This window comes from Nocardioides dongkuii (assembly GCF_014127485.1).
Taxonomy (GTDB): Bacteria; Actinomycetota; Actinomycetes; order Propionibacteriales; family Nocardioidaceae; genus Nocardioides; species Nocardioides dongkuii.
This window is the reverse complement of the sequence record NZ_CP059903.1, coordinates 2,704,248-2,719,962: the sequence shown is the minus strand read 5'-3', so window position 1 is coordinate 2,719,962 and position 15,715 is coordinate 2,704,248. Positions and strand designations below refer to the sequence as shown.

Annotated in this window: 17 protein-coding genes; 13 read left to right on the top strand and 4 right to left on the bottom strand. The window is 72.2% G+C overall.

What is annotated here, in order from left to right; genetic code table 11:
* Nucleotides 1–8: 8 nt before the first annotated feature.
* The 6 genes from atpA (at nucleotide 9) to H4O22_RS13080 (ending at nucleotide 6,265) form a co-directional block, all read left to right on the top strand.
* Nucleotides 9–1,646, top strand: a complete 1,638-nt coding sequence (gene atpA, locus H4O22_RS13105) for a F0F1 ATP synthase subunit alpha (protein WP_182523832.1) — start codon at nucleotides 9–11, stop codon at nucleotides 1,644–1,646.
* 3 nt (nucleotides 1,647–1,649) lie between these two features.
* Nucleotides 1,650–2,588, top strand: a complete 939-nt coding sequence (locus H4O22_RS13100; protein WP_182523831.1) for a F0F1 ATP synthase subunit gamma — start codon at nucleotides 1,650–1,652, stop codon at nucleotides 2,586–2,588.
* A gap of 5 nt (nucleotides 2,589–2,593) precedes the next feature.
* Nucleotides 2,594–4,051, top strand: a complete 1,458-nt coding sequence (atpD, locus tag H4O22_RS13095) for a F0F1 ATP synthase subunit beta (RefSeq protein ID WP_182523830.1) — start codon at nucleotides 2,594–2,596, stop codon at nucleotides 4,049–4,051.
* On the top strand, nucleotides 4,051–4,446 hold the full coding sequence (locus H4O22_RS13090) for a F0F1 ATP synthase subunit epsilon (RefSeq protein WP_182523829.1): 396 nt from the start codon (nucleotides 4,051–4,053) through the stop codon (nucleotides 4,444–4,446). Before atpD ends, H4O22_RS13090 begins: the two co-directional genes overlap by 1 nt.
* A 113-nt stretch (nucleotides 4,447–4,559) precedes the next feature.
* Nucleotides 4,560–5,009, top strand: coding sequence for a DUF2550 domain-containing protein (locus H4O22_RS13085; RefSeq protein WP_182523828.1), 450 nt, complete (start codon nucleotides 4,560–4,562; stop codon nucleotides 5,007–5,009).
* 59 nt (nucleotides 5,010–5,068) lie between these two features.
* On the top strand, nucleotides 5,069–6,265 hold the full coding sequence (locus H4O22_RS13080) for an MFS transporter (protein ID WP_182523827.1): 1,197 nt from the start codon (nucleotides 5,069–5,071) through the stop codon (nucleotides 6,263–6,265).
* A gap of 16 nt (nucleotides 6,266–6,281) precedes the next feature.
* Here H4O22_RS13080 and H4O22_RS20410 read toward each other — a convergent pair whose 3' ends face one another.
* The 3 genes from H4O22_RS20410 to H4O22_RS13065 form a co-directional block, all read right to left on the bottom strand.
* On the bottom strand, nucleotides 6,282–7,238 hold the full coding sequence (locus tag H4O22_RS20410; protein ID WP_220451161.1) for a lytic transglycosylase domain-containing protein: 957 nt from the start codon (nucleotides 7,236–7,238) through the stop codon (nucleotides 6,282–6,284).
* Nucleotides 7,235–7,810, bottom strand: a complete 576-nt coding sequence (locus tag H4O22_RS13070; RefSeq protein WP_182523826.1) for a cob(I)yrinic acid a,c-diamide adenosyltransferase — start codon at nucleotides 7,808–7,810, stop codon at nucleotides 7,235–7,237. The genes H4O22_RS20410 and H4O22_RS13070 overlap by 4 nt, the downstream gene beginning before the upstream one ends.
* 66 nt (nucleotides 7,811–7,876) lie before the next feature.
* Nucleotides 7,877–8,758 carry a hypothetical protein gene (locus H4O22_RS13065; protein ID WP_182523825.1) on the bottom strand — a complete coding sequence of 294 codons (882 nt, stop codon included), beginning with the start codon at nucleotides 8,756–8,758 and terminating at the stop codon, nucleotides 7,877–7,879.
* Nucleotides 8,759–8,973: 215 nt separating this feature from the next.
* On the opposite strand from H4O22_RS13065, the gene H4O22_RS13060 reads away from it, so the two are divergent.
* The 7 genes from H4O22_RS13060 (at nucleotide 8,974) to H4O22_RS13030 (ending at nucleotide 14,853) form a co-directional block, all read left to right on the top strand.
* Complete coding sequence (locus H4O22_RS13060; RefSeq protein ID WP_182523824.1) at nucleotides 8,974–9,282, top strand: STAS domain-containing protein; 309 nt, start codon at nucleotides 8,974–8,976, stop codon at nucleotides 9,280–9,282.
* Nucleotides 9,283–9,368: 86 nt separating this feature from the next.
* Nucleotides 9,369–11,393, top strand: coding sequence for a protein meaA (locus H4O22_RS13055; RefSeq protein ID WP_182523823.1), 2,025 nt, complete (start codon nucleotides 9,369–9,371; stop codon nucleotides 11,391–11,393).
* Between the two features lie 2 nt (nucleotides 11,394–11,395).
* On the top strand, nucleotides 11,396–11,968 hold the full coding sequence (locus H4O22_RS13050; RefSeq protein WP_182523822.1) for a histidine phosphatase family protein: 573 nt from the start codon (nucleotides 11,396–11,398) through the stop codon (nucleotides 11,966–11,968).
* A gap of 74 nt (nucleotides 11,969–12,042) precedes the next feature.
* Complete coding sequence (locus H4O22_RS13045) at nucleotides 12,043–12,234, top strand: hypothetical protein (RefSeq protein ID WP_182523821.1); 192 nt, start codon at nucleotides 12,043–12,045, stop codon at nucleotides 12,232–12,234.
* A gap of 28 nt (nucleotides 12,235–12,262) precedes the next feature.
* On the top strand, nucleotides 12,263–12,787 hold the full coding sequence (locus tag H4O22_RS13040) for a ferritin (protein WP_182523820.1): 525 nt from the start codon (nucleotides 12,263–12,265) through the stop codon (nucleotides 12,785–12,787).
* 8 nt (nucleotides 12,788–12,795) lie between these two features.
* A complete protein-coding gene (locus H4O22_RS13035) occupies nucleotides 12,796–13,698 on the top strand; it encodes an FAD-dependent oxidoreductase (protein ID WP_182523819.1) in 903 nt (300 codons plus the stop codon).
* Nucleotides 13,699–13,761: 63 nt separating this feature from the next.
* Nucleotides 13,762–14,853 (top strand): sensor histidine kinase, encoded by a 1,092-nt coding sequence (locus H4O22_RS13030; protein WP_182523818.1) that lies wholly within the window; start codon nucleotides 13,762–13,764, stop codon nucleotides 14,851–14,853.
* Between the two features lie 175 nt (nucleotides 14,854–15,028).
* Here the strand turns inward: H4O22_RS13030 and nucS are convergent, their stop codons facing one another.
* Nucleotides 15,029–15,703 carry an endonuclease NucS gene (gene nucS / locus H4O22_RS13025; protein ID WP_182523817.1) on the bottom strand — a complete coding sequence of 225 codons (675 nt, stop codon included), beginning with the start codon at nucleotides 15,701–15,703 and terminating at the stop codon, nucleotides 15,029–15,031.
* Nucleotides 15,704–15,715 lie beyond the last annotated feature (12 nt).

Sequence of the window (15,715 nt, the reverse complement as noted above, 5' to 3'; positions counted from 1 at the left end):
GCACAACGATGACGGAGCTCTCCATCCGTCCGGAGGAGATCCGCGACGCGCTGCAGAAGTACGTCGCCGACTACCGGCCCGACGTGGCCAGCAAGGAAGAGGTCGGCACGGTCGCGGAGGCCGGCGACGGCATCGCCCGCATCAGCGGCCTCCCCTCGGCGATGGCCAACGAGCTGCTGGAGTTCGAGGACGGCACGCTGGGCCTCGCCCTGAACCTCGACACCCGCGAGATCGGCGCTGTCGTCCTCGGTGACTTCGACAAGATCGAGGAGGGCCAGACGGTCCGCCGGACCGGCGAGGTGCTCTCCGTGCCCGTCGGCGACGGCTACCTCGGCCGGGTCGTGGACCCGCTCGGCAACGCGATCGACGGCCTCGGCGACCTCGCGACCAACGGCCGCCGCGCGCTCGAGCTCCAGGCGCCCTCGGTGGTGCAGCGCAAGTCGGTGCACGAGCCCATGGCGACCGGCATCAAGGCGATCGACGCCCTGACCCCGATCGGGCGCGGCCAGCGCCAGCTGATCATCGGTGACCGTGCGACCGGCAAGACCACGATCGCGATCGACACGATCATCAACCAGAAGCAGTACTGGGAGACCGGCGACCCGACCAAGCAGGTCCGCTGCATCTACGTCGCGATCGGCCAGAAGGGCTCGACCATCGCCTCCGTCCGGGGCGCGCTGGAAGAGGCCGGTGCCCTGGAGTACACGACCATCGTCGCGGCTCCCGCGTCGGACTCGGCGGGCTTCAAGTACCTCGCCCCCTACACCGGCTCGGCCATCGGCCAGCACTGGATGTACGAGGGCAAGCACGTCCTCATCGTCTTCGACGACCTGACCAAGCAGGCCGAGGCCTACCGCGCCGTGTCGCTGCTGCTGCGCCGCCCGCCGGGCCGTGAGGCCTACCCGGGTGACGTCTTCTACCTGCACAGCCGGCTGCTCGAGCGCTGCGCCAAGCTCTCCGACGAGCTCGGTGCCGGCTCGATGACCGGCCTGCCGATGGTCGAGACCAAGGCCAACGACGTCTCGGCGTTCATCCCGACCAACGTCATCTCGATCACCGACGGCCAGATCTTCCTGCAGTCGGACCTGTTCGCGGCCAACCAGCGCCCGGCGATCGACGTCGGTGTGTCGGTGTCCCGCGTGGGTGGTGCCGCGATGACCAAGGCGATGAAGGCCGTCACCGGCTCGCTCAAGGTCGACCTGGCGCAGTTCCGCGCCATGGAGGCGTTCGCGATGTTCGCCTCCGATCTCGACGCCGCCTCGCGCCAGCAGCTCGACCGCGGCCAGCGCCTGATGGCGCTGCTGCGGCAGCCCGCCTACTCGCCGTACCCGGTCGAGGAGATGACGGTCTCGCTGTGGCTGGGCACCTCCGGTCGTCTCGACCGGGTCCCGGTCGACGACGTGCTCCGCTTCGAGGCGGAGTTCCTCGACTACCTGCGCCGCTCGCACGAGGGCATCCTGTCCGCGATCCGCGAGTCGCTGAAGTTCGAGGACGACACCGCCACCGCGGTCGAGGACGCCTACAACTCCTTCCTCGACCAGTTCGAGACCTCCGAGGGCGGGTCGATCAAGGTCGGCCACGAGGCTGCCGCCGAGGCCCTCGAGGACGAGGACCAGGAGACGATCGTCAAGCAGAAGCGGGGCTGACCCATGGCCCTCTCGCTGCGTGAGTACCGCGCGCGGATCAAGTCGACGGAGTCGATGAAGAAGATCACGCGCGCCATGGAGCTCATCGCTGCGTCCCGCATCATCAAGGCGCAGCAGCGGGCGAAGGCGGCCGCGCCGTACGCCCGTGAGCTGACCCGCGCGGTCTCGGCGGTGGCGACGTTCTCGAACGTCGACCACCCGCTGACCCGCGAGGAGGAGAACCCGAAGCGGGCCGCGGTCCTCATCGTCACGAGCGACCGCGGACTGGCCGGCGCCTACTCCTCGAGCGTGCTCAAGGAGGCCGAGCGCCTCGCGGAGAAGCTCCGCGGTGAGGGCAAGGAGCTCGACGTCTACATCTGCGGACGCAAGGGCGAGGCGTACTACAAGTTCCGCAACCGCCCCGTGGTCCGCGTGTGGACCGGCTTCTCCGACCAGCCGTCGTACGACGTGGCGGCCGAGGTCGGCCACGCCCTGATCGAGTCCTTCCTCAAGGACCAGGGCGAGGGGGGCGACGTCGACGAGGTGCACGTGGTCTACACCCGCTTCCGCTCGATGCTCACCCAGGAGCCGACCGCCGTGCGGCTGCTGCCCCTCGAGGTCGTGGAGGCCGAGGAGGGTGGGCCGGAGGACGAGTCCGTGGGCCGCGCCGCCGGAGAGGTGCTCCCGCTCTACGAGTTCGAGCCGTCCGCCGAGGAGGTGCTCGACGGGCTGCTCCCGCAGTACGTCCAGAGCCGGATCTTCTTCTCCCTGCTGCAGTCGGCGGCCTCCGAGCTCGCCGCCCGCCAGAAGGCGATGAAGTCCGCGACCGACAACGCCGACGAGCTGATCAAGAAGTACACGCGCGTCGCCAACCAGGCCCGCCAGGCCGGCATTACCCAGGAAATCAGCGAGATCGTCGGTGGCGTCAACGCGCTCGCCGACTCCAACGCCGGGAGTGAGTGAGAGACATGACTGCCACTGTGGAAGAGACCCAGCAAGACTCGAGCGCCGGGAGCACCGGGCGCATCGCCCGGGTCACCGGCCCGGTCGTCGACGTCGAGTTCCCTGCGGACGCGATGCCGGAGATGTACAACAAGCTCGAGGTGGACCTCGAGCTGAACGGTGAGACCAAGACGCTCGTCCTCGAGGTCGCGCTGCACATCGGCGACGGCATGGTCCGCGCCATCTCGATGCAGTCGACCGACGGACTGGTGCGCGGCGCCACCGTCACCGACACCGGCGGGCCGATCACGGTCCCCGTCGGCGACGTCACCAAGGGCCACGTGTTCAACGCGGTCGGTGACGTGCTGAACCTCGAGGAGGGCGAGACCCTCGACATCAAGGAACGGTGGGGCATCCACCGCAAGGCGCCGGCCTTCGACCAGCTCGAGGCCAAGACCACGATGTTCGAGACCGGCATCAAGGTCATCGACCTGCTGACGCCCTACGTCAACGGCGGGAAGATCGGCCTGTTCGGTGGTGCCGGCGTCGGCAAGACCGTGCTGATCCAGGAGATGATCGCCCGCGTCGCCAAGGACCACGGTGGTGTGTCGGTGTTCGCCGGTGTCGGCGAGCGCACCCGTGAGGGCAACGACCTCATCGAGGAGATGACCGAGGCCGGCGTCATCGGCCAGACCGCCCTGGTCTTCGGCCAGATGGACGAGCCGCCGGGCACCCGCCTGCGGGTCGCGCTGTCCGCGCTGACGATGGCGGAGTACTTCCGCGACGTCCAGAACCAGGACGTGCTGCTCTTCATCGACAACATCTTCCGGTTCACGCAGGCGGGCTCGGAGGTCTCCACCCTGCTCGGCCGGATGCCGTCCGCGGTGGGCTACCAGCCCAACCTGGCCGACGAGATGGGTCAGCTCCAGGAGCGGATCACCTCGACCCGAGGCAACTCGATCACCTCGCTGCAGGCGATCTACGTGCCCGCGGACGACTACACCGACCCGGCGCCGGCGACGACGTTCGCCCACCTCGACGCCACCACGGAGCTCTCGCGCGAGATCGCCTCGCTCGGCATCTACCCCGCGGTGGACCCGCTGACGTCGACCTCCCGGATCCTCGACGCCCAGTACATCGGGCAGGAGCACTACGACTGCGCCATCCGGATCAAGCAGATCCTGCAGCGCAACAAGGAGCTCCAGGACATCATCGCGATCCTCGGTGTCGACGAGCTCTCCGAGGAGGACAAGATCATCGTCTCCCGGGCCCGTCGCATCCAGCGGTTCCTGTCGCAGAACACCTACGTGGCCAAGCAGTTCACCGGCATCGAGGGCTCCACGGTCCCGGTGAAGGACACCATCGAGGCGTTCAACAAGATCGCGGACGGCGAGTACGACCACGTCGCCGAGCAGGCGTTCTTCATGTGCGGCGGTCTGGACGACGTCGAGGCGAAGTGGGCCGAGATCCAGAAGGGTCTCTGATGTCCGAGCACCTGCAGGTGGAGCTCGTCGCGGCCGACCGCACGGTCTGGTCCGGCGAGGCCACCATGGTGATCGCGCGCACCACCGAGGGTGACGTGGGCGTGCTGCGCGGCCACGCGCCGATGCTGTCCCTGCTGACCGAGGCGGTCGTCGAGATCGCCGAGGCCGACGGCGGCATCGTCGTGGCGGCCGTGGACGGCGGGTTCCTCTCGGTGGCCGGCGACCGGGTCTCGATCCTCTCCGAGCGGGCGCAGCTCGCCGGCGAGATCGACGCCGACGAGGCCCGCCGCGAGCTGGAGGCGGCGCGGGCGCACGACGTCGACGACCCGCGCGAGGCCGAGCGCCGGATCCGCCTCGCCGAGGCCCGGATCCGGGCGACCGAGAAGGCCTCCTGAACCACCCTGGAGGCGGGGGTCCGGTCCGCCGGACCCCCGCCGTCCACCCCCGTGGGTGCCCGCTAGGGTGAGCCCTTGAGGACCGGGGGGACCCCCGACGGAAGGGGGACGGGATGCCCTGGTGGCAGTGGCTCCTGGACGCCGTCGTCCTTCTGGTCGGCCTCGTCGTCCTCCTCGCCGTCGCGCTGATCGTCCGCCGTCGGGTGCTCTCCCGCCACGGCGGCACCTTCGAGCTCAGCTACCGCGTCCGATCCGAACGGATCGGGCGCGGTTGGCTTCTCGGTCTCGGTCGCTACTCCGGCGAGACGCTCGAGTGGTTCCGGATCTTCTCGCTCTCGCCCCGCCCGAAGCGCACCTGGCAGCGCTCGGAGCTCACCTTCGTGGGACGCCGCGCGCCGTCCGGGCCGGAGGAGATGGCGCTCTACCCCGACCACCTCGTCATCGCGGTGACCAGCCGCCGCGACGGCCCGCTGGAGCTGGCGATGAGTCCTGCGTCGCTCACCGGCTTCCAGGCGTGGCTCGAGGCGCGTCCGCCCGGCACCGACTGGAACCAGAGGCGCTGACCGCCTGACCCGCGGGCTCCGATGCTGCGCAGCGGCGCGGCTTCTGGTGGACTTCCGGGGTGTCCGACGCCGTCCTCGCCGCCCGCAACGCCGCCGGCCTGTCCTTCGCGCTCAACGGGCTGCTCTTCGCGACCCTGGTCTCCCGCATCCCGGCGGTCCGCGAGCACCTCGACCTCGGCAACGGCGCCCTGGGCCTGCTGCTGCTCGCCATCGCGGCCGGCTCGGTGCTCGCCCTGCCCCTCACCGGCGCGCTGATCCAGCGCTCGAGCGCGGGCGCCGTGGTGCGCCTCGGCGCGGTCCTGGACGCGTGCGGGCTGGTGCTCGCCTCGGTCGGCGCCGGCGTCGTCGAGGAGGTCGGCCTGACGGCGGTCGGCCTGTTCGTGCACGGCATCGGGATCGGGATCTGGGACGTCGCGATGAACGTCGAGGCGGCCGAGGTCGAGCGCGAGCTGGGCCGCACGGTGATGCCGCGCTTCCACGCCGGCTGGAGCTTCGGCTCGATCGCCGGTGCGGCCCTGGGCATCCCGATGGCGGCGGCCGACGTACCCCTGCCCGTGCACCTCGGGGCCGTCGCCGTCGTGGTGGTCGTGGTCGCGGTCTGGTCGGCCGGGCGGTTCCTGCCCGCGTCGCCACCGGTCGAGGACGAGCACCGGCCCACCAGCGCGGCGTCCGCCTGGACCGAGCCGCGGACCCTGGCGATCGGCGTCATGGTCCTCGCGTTCGCGACCGTCGAGGGCACCGCGAACGACTGGCTCTCGCTGGCGCTCATCGACGGGTACGACGCGCGGCACTGGGTCGGCGTCACGGGCTACGCGCTGTTCGTGTGCGCGATGACGACCGGGCGGATGCTGGGCCCGGTGCTCCTCGACCGCTGGGGGCGGGTGCCGGTGCTGCGGCTCTCCGCCGTGACCGCGGGCGCGGGCATCTTGCTGGTGGTCCTCGGCGGCGTCTGGCCGGTGGTCGGGCTCGGGATCCTCGCCTGGGGCCTGGGCGCCTCGCTCGGCTTCCCGGTCGGCATGAGCGCGGCCGCCGACGACAGCAGGCACGCCGCCGCCCGGGTCAGCGTGGTCGCCACCATCGGGTACGGCGCGTTCCTGGCCGGCCCGCCGCTGCTCGGCTTCCTCGGCGACCGGATCGGCACCCTGGAGGCACTGCTGGTCGTCGCCGCGCTGATGGTCCCCGCGGCGCTCACGGCGTCCGCCGCGCGGCCCGCGGCGCGGCCGACGGCCGAGCGGCCCACGGTCGAGCGGGCCTGAGCGGCGTCAGCGGGCGTCAGCCGGTGCGGGTGCCGAGCTGGTGCCCGGGGTGGACCGCGACGTACCGCCGCACCGGGACCGGGTCGCGGCGCTCGTAGCCGTGGGGGAGCCACACGTCCCCGACCTCGGAGAGGTAGACGACCTGCCAGTGGTAGAGCCCGGTGAACGCGCGCGGGTCGGCGCGCAGCACCGCGGCGTACCGCTTGACGCCCCGGACGTACGCCGGGTGGTTGTTGTAGGCGTACAGCGCCCGGTCGAGGCGGCCGCTGCGGCCCCCGCCGCGGTCGGCGAGGTAGCGGGCAGCGGCGAGGATCGCGTCGCGCGGGTCATCGATGTCGCCCTTGCCGTACGCCGCCCAGGTGGCCGGCATGAACTGCATCGGCCCGCGGGCCCCGGCGACCGAGGTGCCGCGGATCCGGCCCATGCCGGTCTCGACGAGGTTGATCGCGGCGAGCACCTCCCACGGCACGCCGTACCGGCGCTCGCCGAGGCGGTAGTGGGCGAGCAGGCGGCGGGCCGGCGCAGGGGCGACGATCCGCCACGCCGGGAGGCTGTCGGAGAGGCTGCTGTGCATCCCGCGGAAGTCGCGCCGGGCGGCGACGTGGGCGCGGGCGGCGGCTCGGAGGCGGGCCGGCAGCAGCCGGTAGGTCCGCGGCTGCCAGCGCTCGGTGCGGGCGAGCTGGCGGTAGAGGACCTGGGCGTCGAACGCGGCCTGGCGCACCTCGGCGGCGGGGGCCGTCCCGCCCCGCACGGTCCGCTCGGCGTCGACGATCCGCTCGGCGAGCTGTTCGGGGGACGCCGCCGGCCGGGGGGCGCGCAGGACTGCTGCGGGCTTGGCGTCCCGACCGGTCGATGGCGTGGCCTCGTTGGTGAAGGACAGCTCCGCCGCCGGCTCCTCCGGCTCGGGGGACCCGCCGCAGCCGGTGAGGACCAGGGCGGCGACCAGCACCCCGAGCGCGCTCGAGCGGGTCACCCCCGCTCGCCGCCCGGGACCCACAGGACGTCGCCCTGCTCGCGGTTCGCGTGCCGGGCGAGGATGAAGAGGAGGTCGGAGAGCCGGTTGAGGTAGGTGATCGCGACGGTGCTCATCGTCTCGGCGTGCAGCTCGTGGGCCGCCCACGCGGACCGCTCGGCACGGCGTACGACGGTGCGCGCGACGTGCAGGTGGGCCGCGCCCGGCGTACCGCCGCTGAGGATGAAGGACCGCAGCGCCGGGAGGTGCTCGTTGTAGGCGTCGCACCAGGCCTCGAGCCGGTCGACGTACTCCTGCTCGACCCGCAGGGGCGGGTACTCGGGGTCCGCGACGATCGGCGTGCAGAAGTCGGCGCCCACGTCGAAGAGGTCGTTCTGCACCCGGGTCAGCACCGCGACCACGTCGTCCTCGAGCCCGCCCTGCGCGATCGCCAGGCCGAGGGTCGCGTTCGCCTCGTCGACGTCGGCGTACGCGTGCAGCCGCAGGTCGTTCTTGGTCGTGACGCTCATGTCGCCCAGTCGCGTCTGTCCCGCGTCGCCGGTGCGGGTGTAGATCCGGGTGAGGTTGACCATGGCTTCGAGCGTAGTCCGACACACGCCGGCTGGATTCGCGGCCCGGAACGACACGGGTGTGTCGGACTACCCCGGCTGGGCCTCGGCGGCGTCGACGAGCTGACCCACCGCGCGGACGTAGGCCGCCACCCGGGAGCCGGAGGCGGGGAAGTCGGTCACGGGCACGCAGAGCACCACCGACGCGCCCCGCTCGCCCTCGAACCGGTACGCCGTGGGCTCGGCCACGGGCCGGTAGCCCTCGAACGGCTCATGGTCGGCGGGGGAGGGCGCCTCCTGGCCCGAGGGCGGCACCGGGCGGACGGTCAGGCCGAGCCGCATGCCCGCGACCCGCCGGCGCCGGGCGAGGAGGTCGGGGTCCGCAGCCAGCACGGCCCGTGCGGCGACCCAGTCGGGGTCGTGCACCGGGACCCGACCCTCGTCGGGGTCGTCGCCGAAGTCCATGGCCATCTCGGGCGCCGCGTCGTCGGCGGTCTCCATGCGCTCCGGCGACGGCAGCGCGAACCACTGCAGCACGACGTCGAGCGGGGGCGTGGGCTCTCCGTCGTCCGTGGTCCCGCGGCTCCCGGGCCCGGTCCCGCCGTAGCGGTCATCGCCCTCGCCGTCGCCCTCGCCGTCGTCCTCGTCGTCCAGGCCCACGACCAGCAGCGACTCCGCCTCGTCCCACTCCCACTGGCCCGGGTCGACCTTGCCCCGCGCGAGCACCGCGTCGTACGCCGGCCGCCCGGCCGCGACGACCGCCGCGGCCACCCAGTGCATCGTGTCGCTGCCCCGGATGCGCCGCGGCCACCGGCACCCGGTGACCAGCCGCTCCTCGTGCTCCTCGACGAGGTCGCTGAACTCCTCGCCCTCCCCGTGCTCGCGCAGCAACGCCTCCAGCCGGGCGCACGACGCGTCGTCCGCGACCCCGCCCAGCGTGCCGATGAGGTCCCAGAACCGCTCCGGTGTCATGCCGGGACCCTAGGCACTCGGCGGGTAGTCCGGCACGTTTCGGTCGCGAAAGGGCCCCGGACCCGACCGGAACGTGCCGGACTATCCCGACTCGTTGAAGAAGACACCACCGACACGACGAAACTCGTGGGGCTGGTGGTGCAACCAAACGGCCGCGCGGAGCGTCATGGTGGGTAGCAGGACCACATCGGGGGCTGCGGCGCCGGGAGGCCAGCATGGAGATCACGACGGACGGGCCGACGCTCGTGCTCGGTGGCTCGTTCGACGTGCGCAGCACGATGGAGGTCCGCAACGCGCTCTACGAGCTGCTCGCGGCGCACGACGGGGACGTCGTCGTCGACCTCAGCGAGGTCGAGCACATCGACGTCACCGCGCTGCGGGTGCTGGCGGTCGCCACCCGCCAGTACGGCCGCACCGGGCATCACCTCGTGCTGCGCGGCTGCCGTCCCGCCGTGCTCCGGATGCTGCACCTGTCCCACCTGATCCGGGTGCTCGAGGTCGAGCGCTCGGCCGCCACCGCCTGATCGCGCGCGTGCTCGGCGCCCGGTGTCGGGTAGGCCACAGTCTCGCCCGGTTACCAAGCGGTAGGTCTGGTCCTACCCTTCACACCATGACCGACCAGCAGCGACCGGTTCGCGACCGCCCGTGGGTGATGCGCACCTACGCCGGCCACTCCACGGCCGAGGCGTCGAACGCGCTCTACCGGAACAACCTCGCGAAGGGGCAGACCGGGCTCTCGGTCGCCTTCGACCTGCCGACGCAGACGGGCTACGACCCCGACTCCCCGATGGCGCGGGGAGAGGTCGGCAAGGTCGGCGTCCCCGTCCCGCACCTGGGCGAGATGCGCAAGCTCTTCGACCAGATCCCCCTGGGCGAGATGAACACCTCGATGACCATCAACGCCACGGCGATGTGGCTGCTGGCGATGTACCAGGTGGTGGCCGAGGAGCAGTACCCCGACCTGTCGCCGGAGGAGGTCGCCGCGCAGCTGGCCGGCACCACCCAGAACGACATCATCAAGGAGTACCTCTCCCGGGGCACCTACGTGTTCCCGCCCGAGCACTCCCTGCGCCTGATCAGCGACATGATCGCCTACACGGTCCACCAGATCCCGAAGTGGAACCCGATCAACATCTGCAGCTACCACCTGCAGGAGGCCGGCGCGACGCCGACGCAGGAGCTGGCGTACGCGCTGTGCACCGCGATCGCCGTCCTCGACCAGGTCAAGGACTCCGGACAGGTCGACGAGCAGGACTTCGAGAAGGTCGTCGGCCGGATCTCGTTCTTCGTCAACGCCGGCGTGCGGTTCGTCGAGGAGACCTGCAAGATGCGCGCGTTCGTGCAGCTGTGGGACGAGATCACCCGCGACCGGTACGGCGTCCAGGACCCCAAGATGCGCCGGTTCCGGTACGGCGTGCAGGTCAACTCGCTGGGCCTGACCGAGGCGCAGCCGGAGAACAACGTCCAGCGGATCGTGCTCGAGATGCTCGGCGTCACGCTGTCGAAGAACGCCCGCGCCCGCGCGCTCCAGCTGCCCGCCTGGAACGAGGCGCTCGGCCTGCCCCGCCCCTGGGACCAGCAGTGGTCGCTGCGGCTGCAGCAGGTGCTGGCCTTCGAGTCCGACCTGCTGGAGTACGACGACATCTTCGACGGCTCGCACGTGATCGAGGCCAAGGTCGCCGAGCTGGTCGAGAGCGCCCGCGCCGAGATCGACCGCGTGCAGGAGCTGGGCGGCGCGATCGCGGCCGTCGAGTCCGGCTACATGAAGCAGGCCCTGGTCTCCAGCCACGCCGCCCGCCGCGGCCGGATCGAGTCCGGCGAGGAGATCATCGTCGGGGTCAACAAGTTCGACACCACCGAGCCCTCGCCGCTGACCGCCGACCTGGACGGGGCGATCATGGCCGCCGACCCCGAGGCCGAGCGCACGGCGGCCGCGAGCGTCGAGGCGTGGAAGGCCGCGCGCGACGAGGACGAGGTCGCGGCCGCGCTGGCAGCGCTGGCCGAGGCCGCCAAGACCGAGGCCAACCTGATGGGCCCGACCCTGGCCGCCGTCCGCGCCGGCGCGACGACGGGGGAGTGGGCCGGCACCCTGCGCGAGGTCTTCGGCGAGTTCCGCGCCCCCACCGGCGTGAGCGGCGCCGTCGGCGTCGCCGAGGTCGGCGCCGGGCTGGCCGCCGTGCGCGAGCGGGTCCGGGCGACCGGCGAGGAGCTGAGCGGTGGCGGCGGCGGTCGGCTCCGGCTGCTCGTGGGCAAGCCGGGCCTCGACGGGCACAGCAACGGTGCCGAGCAGGTCGCCGTACGCGCTCGTGACGCGGGGTTCGAGGTCGTCTACCAGGGCATCCGGCTGACGCCCGAGCAGATCGTGTCGGCCGCCGTGGCCGAGGACGTGCACTGCGTCGGGCTCTCGATCCTGTCGGGGTCCCACATGGAGCTGGTCCCGGCGGTCCTCGAGGGGATGCGCGCCGCGGGCATCGACGACGTCCCGGTGATCGTCGGCGGGATCATCCCCGACTCCGACGCCCGCCGGCTCAAGGAGGCCGGCGTCGCGGCGGTGTACACGCCCAAGGACTTCGGGCTCACCGAGATCATGGACGGGATCGTCGACGTGATCCGAGCGGCCCAGGGCCTGGACTGACCGTGTCCTCCCGTCTCGTCCTCGCCCGGCACGGACTGGCCGAGTACGAGACGGACCTGGTCACCGACGACGGCGGCACCCTGAGCGCCGAGGGACGTGAGCAGGCGCGGGCGCTCGGCGCCCGGCTGGCCGGCGAGGGCATCGACGCGGTGTGGTGCAGCCCGCTGTCGCGGGCCGTGCAGACCGCCGAGATCGCCGCCGGCGTGCTGGGCGTCGGCGTCACCGTCCGCGAGGGCCTGCGGGAGTACGGCGTGGGCTTGCTCGCCGGCACCGACGGCAGCGAGCGCGAGGTCATCGGGCCGGTGTTCGACCGCTGGGTCGACGGCGACGACGCGGCGCTCATCCCAGGCGGCGAGGCGGTCGCGGGAATCGTCGCGCGGATGACCCGGGTGCTGGACGAGGTCGCCGACCGGCACGAGGGCGGGAGCGCGCTGGTCGTCAGCCACGGCGGCGCGATCATGGCGACCGTGCCGGAGCTCCTCGCCCGGCCGCGGCGTACCGCCTGGGACCTGCTGCTGGACGGGGGTGGGTTCGTCGAGCTGGTCCGCGACGGCCCGGTGTGGACGAGGAGATGAACACGGAGATGAACACCGTGTTCGCGGTCACACAGGGAAGGCAAGCCTTACCTGCCTGGGGTAGGGTCCCCACCGTGGCGAAGAAGACCAAGACCGCGAAGCTCCCCAAGACGGAGTGCTGCGTCTCGAAGTCGAAGTGCGACCGGTGCCCGCTGCGGATGCTGCAGGAGGGCAGGCTGCCCGAGGGGTATACGGTCAAGAAGCGCAAGCTCGTCCGGGTCGACGGCAAGAAGGTCACCAAGAAGCGGCTCGCGAAGGCCGCCTGACCCGCCACTTCCACGCACTGGAGCCCCGATGCCCGCCGCTCGCTTCACCGACCAGCTCAACGTCCAGATCGGCAACGAGCTGGCCGCCCACAACCAGTACCTCGCCTGCGCGGTCCACTACGACGCGCTGACGATGCCGCGGATGGCCGCGTTCTTCTACGCCCAGGCGCTCGAGGAGCGCGAGCACGCGATGATGATGGTGCAGTACCTCCTCGACACCGACACCGAGGTCGTCATCCCCGGCGTCGACGCGCCGATCTCGACGTTCGCCGACGTGACCGAGCCGGTCGCCCTCGCGCTCGCGCAGGAGAAGCGGGTGACCGAGCAGATCAACGGCCTGCTGCGGATCGCCCGCGAGGAGTACGACTTCGCGTCCGAGCAGTTCATGCAGTGGTTCATCAAGGAGCAGGTCGAGGAGATCGCGACGATGTCCGACCTGCTCGCCGTGGTGACCCGCAACCGCGACGACGTCGACGACATCGAGGAGTACGTCGCGCGCGAGCCCGGCGACGCCGGGCCCGACCCCACCGCCCCGCGGGTCGCCGGCGCCTGACCGCTCCCGTGAGCCGGGTGATCGTGGTCGGGGCCGGGGTGGTCGGGCTGACCTGCGCGGTCCGGCTGCTCGAGGCCGGCCACCGGGTCGACGTCGTCGCGCGCGACCTGCCGCGGGAGACGACGTCCGCGGTCGCGGCCGCGATCTGGTACCCGTACCGCGCGTTCCCGCCCGAGCGGGTGGGCGCCTGGGGGGCCCGCACGTTCGAGGTGCTCAGCGGGCTCGCCGGGGACGCGGCGTCCGGGGTGCGGATGGTGCCCGGCACCGAGGTGCGCATGACCCCGGCCGACCCGCCGTGGTGGGCCTCGGCGGTGCCCTCCCTCGAGCGCGCGACCGACCTGCCCGCGGGGTACGCCGAGGGCTGGTCGTTCACGACGCCGGTGGTGGAGATGCCGGTGCACCTGGACTGGCTGCGCGCCCGCGTCCACGACCTCGGCGGCACCCTGACCCGGCTGAACCTGGCGGCGCTGCCCCTCGGCGGCGACGTCGTGGTCAACTGCGCCGGCCTGGGCGCCCGGCTGCTCGGCCAGGACCTGAGCGTGACCCCGGTGCGTGGCCAGGTGGTCGTGGTCGAGCAGGTCGGCATCGACCGCTGGTGGCTCGACTCCGCCGCGCCGACGTACGTCGTGCCCCGCACGCACGACGTGGTAGTCGGCGGCACCGACGAGGAGGGGGAGTGGAGCCGCACCCCGTCACCGGAGACGGCGCGCGACATCCTGGCGCGGGCGACCCGGCTGGTGCCGGCGCTCGCCGACGCCCGGGTGCTGCGGCACCGGGTCGGGCTGCGTCCCGCACGCCCGGTGGTGCGGGTGGAGCGCGTGGGCCGGGTCGTGCACTGCTACGGCCACGGCGGCGCCGGGGTCACCCTGGGCTGGGGCTGCGCCGACGAGGTCGTCGCCCTGGTCTCCTGACCAGGCGTCCGGCGCGCGGTGCGGCGCGGTGGCAGGCGGGGCGGTGCCGCTAGGCTCCACTCCGTGAAGGAGGGGCGCACCGACGGAAGCCTCTTCCGCAAGCTGTTGGACGCCGCGCCCGACGCCACGGTCATCGTCGACCAGGACGCCACCATCGTGATGTCGAACAAGCAGATGGAGAACGTCTTCGGCTGGACCAGCGAGGACCTCGTCGGCCAGCCGGTCGAGGTGCTCGTCCCGGGACGGTTCCGCGGCAACCACGACGCCTACCGCAACGGCTTCATGTCGACCCCCGCATCCCGCCCCATCAACGGGGTGGCGCTGCACGCGCTGCGCCGGGACGGGCAGGAGGTCCCGGTGGAGATCTCGCTCTCGCCGCTGGAGACCGACGAGGGGCTGCTCGTCTCCGCCGCCGTCCGGGACATCACCGAGCGGCTGCGGATGGAGGAGGCGTCGGTCCGGATGCGCGACGAGCTCATCGCCACCGTCTCCCACGAGCTGCGCACGCCGCTGACCTCGATCATCGGCTACACCGAGCTGCTCGCCGACCTCGACGAGTCCCAGGTCGGGCCCGTGGCCCGGTCCCTGGTCGCCGTGATCGAGCGGAACGCCGCCCGCGAGATGCGCCTGGTCGACGACCTGCTGACGATGGCCTTCCTCGACGGCGACCGGCTCCGGATCGTCCGCGAGCCGATGGACCTCGCGGAGGTCGCCCGCCGGGTCGTCACCGACCACCGCTCCGCCGCCCCCGAGGGGAGCCTGCGCCTGGTGCTGGAGGCGGACGAGCCGGCGCCGGTCTCCGGCGACTTCTACCGGCTGGTCCAGGTGGTGGAGAACCTGGTCACGAACGCCCTCAAGTTCAGCGCCGCCGGCGACGAGGTCACGGTCCGGGTGACCGCGACGCCCGACGCCGCCGTGCTGGAGGTGGCCGACACCGGCGTCGGGCTGCACCCCCACGAGCAGGCCCTGGTCTTCGACCGGCTCTACCGCACCCCGGGAGCGGTCGCCGCGCACACCCAGGGCGCCGGGCTCGGGCTCTCCATCGTGCGCAAGATCATCGAAGCCCACGGCGGGCAGGTCACCGTGGACAGCGCGCCGGGCGTCGGCACGACCTTCCGGGTCGCGCTGCCGTACGACGCCCCCGACCCCGCGTAGGCGAGCGGGCTCAGTCCCGCAGGCCGCGGTCGACGGCGAGCACGGGTGAGCGGCTCACTCTTCGACCCCTGAGGGAACTGTGGTGGATCCGTTCAACCTGCTTGAACGGATCCACCACACTCCGGGCGGTCATGTGGATCCGCTCGATGACCTGCGCCCTCTACGGGGGCTGACGCTAGAACAGTCGGTGGCTCGGGTCGTCGAGGCCCCGGAGCGCGTCGTAGTCGACGACCGCGCAGGAGATGCCGCGGTCGGTGGCGAGCACGCGCGCCTGCGGCTTGATCTCCTGCGCGGCGAAGATGCCGCGCACGGGGGAGAGCAGCGGGTCGCGGTTGAGCAGTGCGAGGTAGCGGGTGAGCTGCTCGACGCCGTCGATGTCGCCGCGGCGCTTGATCTCGACGGCGACGCTGAGCCCCTCGGCGTCGCGGCACATCAGGTCCACCGGCCCGATCGCGGTCGGGTACTCGCGGCGTACCAGCGTCAGCCCGGGCGCCAGGGTCGCCGGGTGCTCGGCCAGCAGCTCCTGCAGGTGCTTCTCGACGCCGTCCTTCTGCAGCCCGGGGTCGACCCCCAGCTCGTGGACCGACTCGTGGAGGACCTCCTCGATGAGGATCCGCAGCGTGTCGTCGCTCTTCGACGTCACCGTCCACTCGACCTGGCCGTCCTCGGTGGTGCCCTCACGCAGGGTGCACGGCGGGGACATCCAGTTCAGCGGCTTGTACGACCCGCCGTCGGAGTGCACCAGCACCGAGCCGTCCGCCTTGATCATCAGGACCCGGGTGGCCATCGGCAGGTGGGCCGTCAGCCGTCCGGCGTAGTCGACCTGGCAGCGGGCTACGACGAGTCTCACGGGCGGTGAATC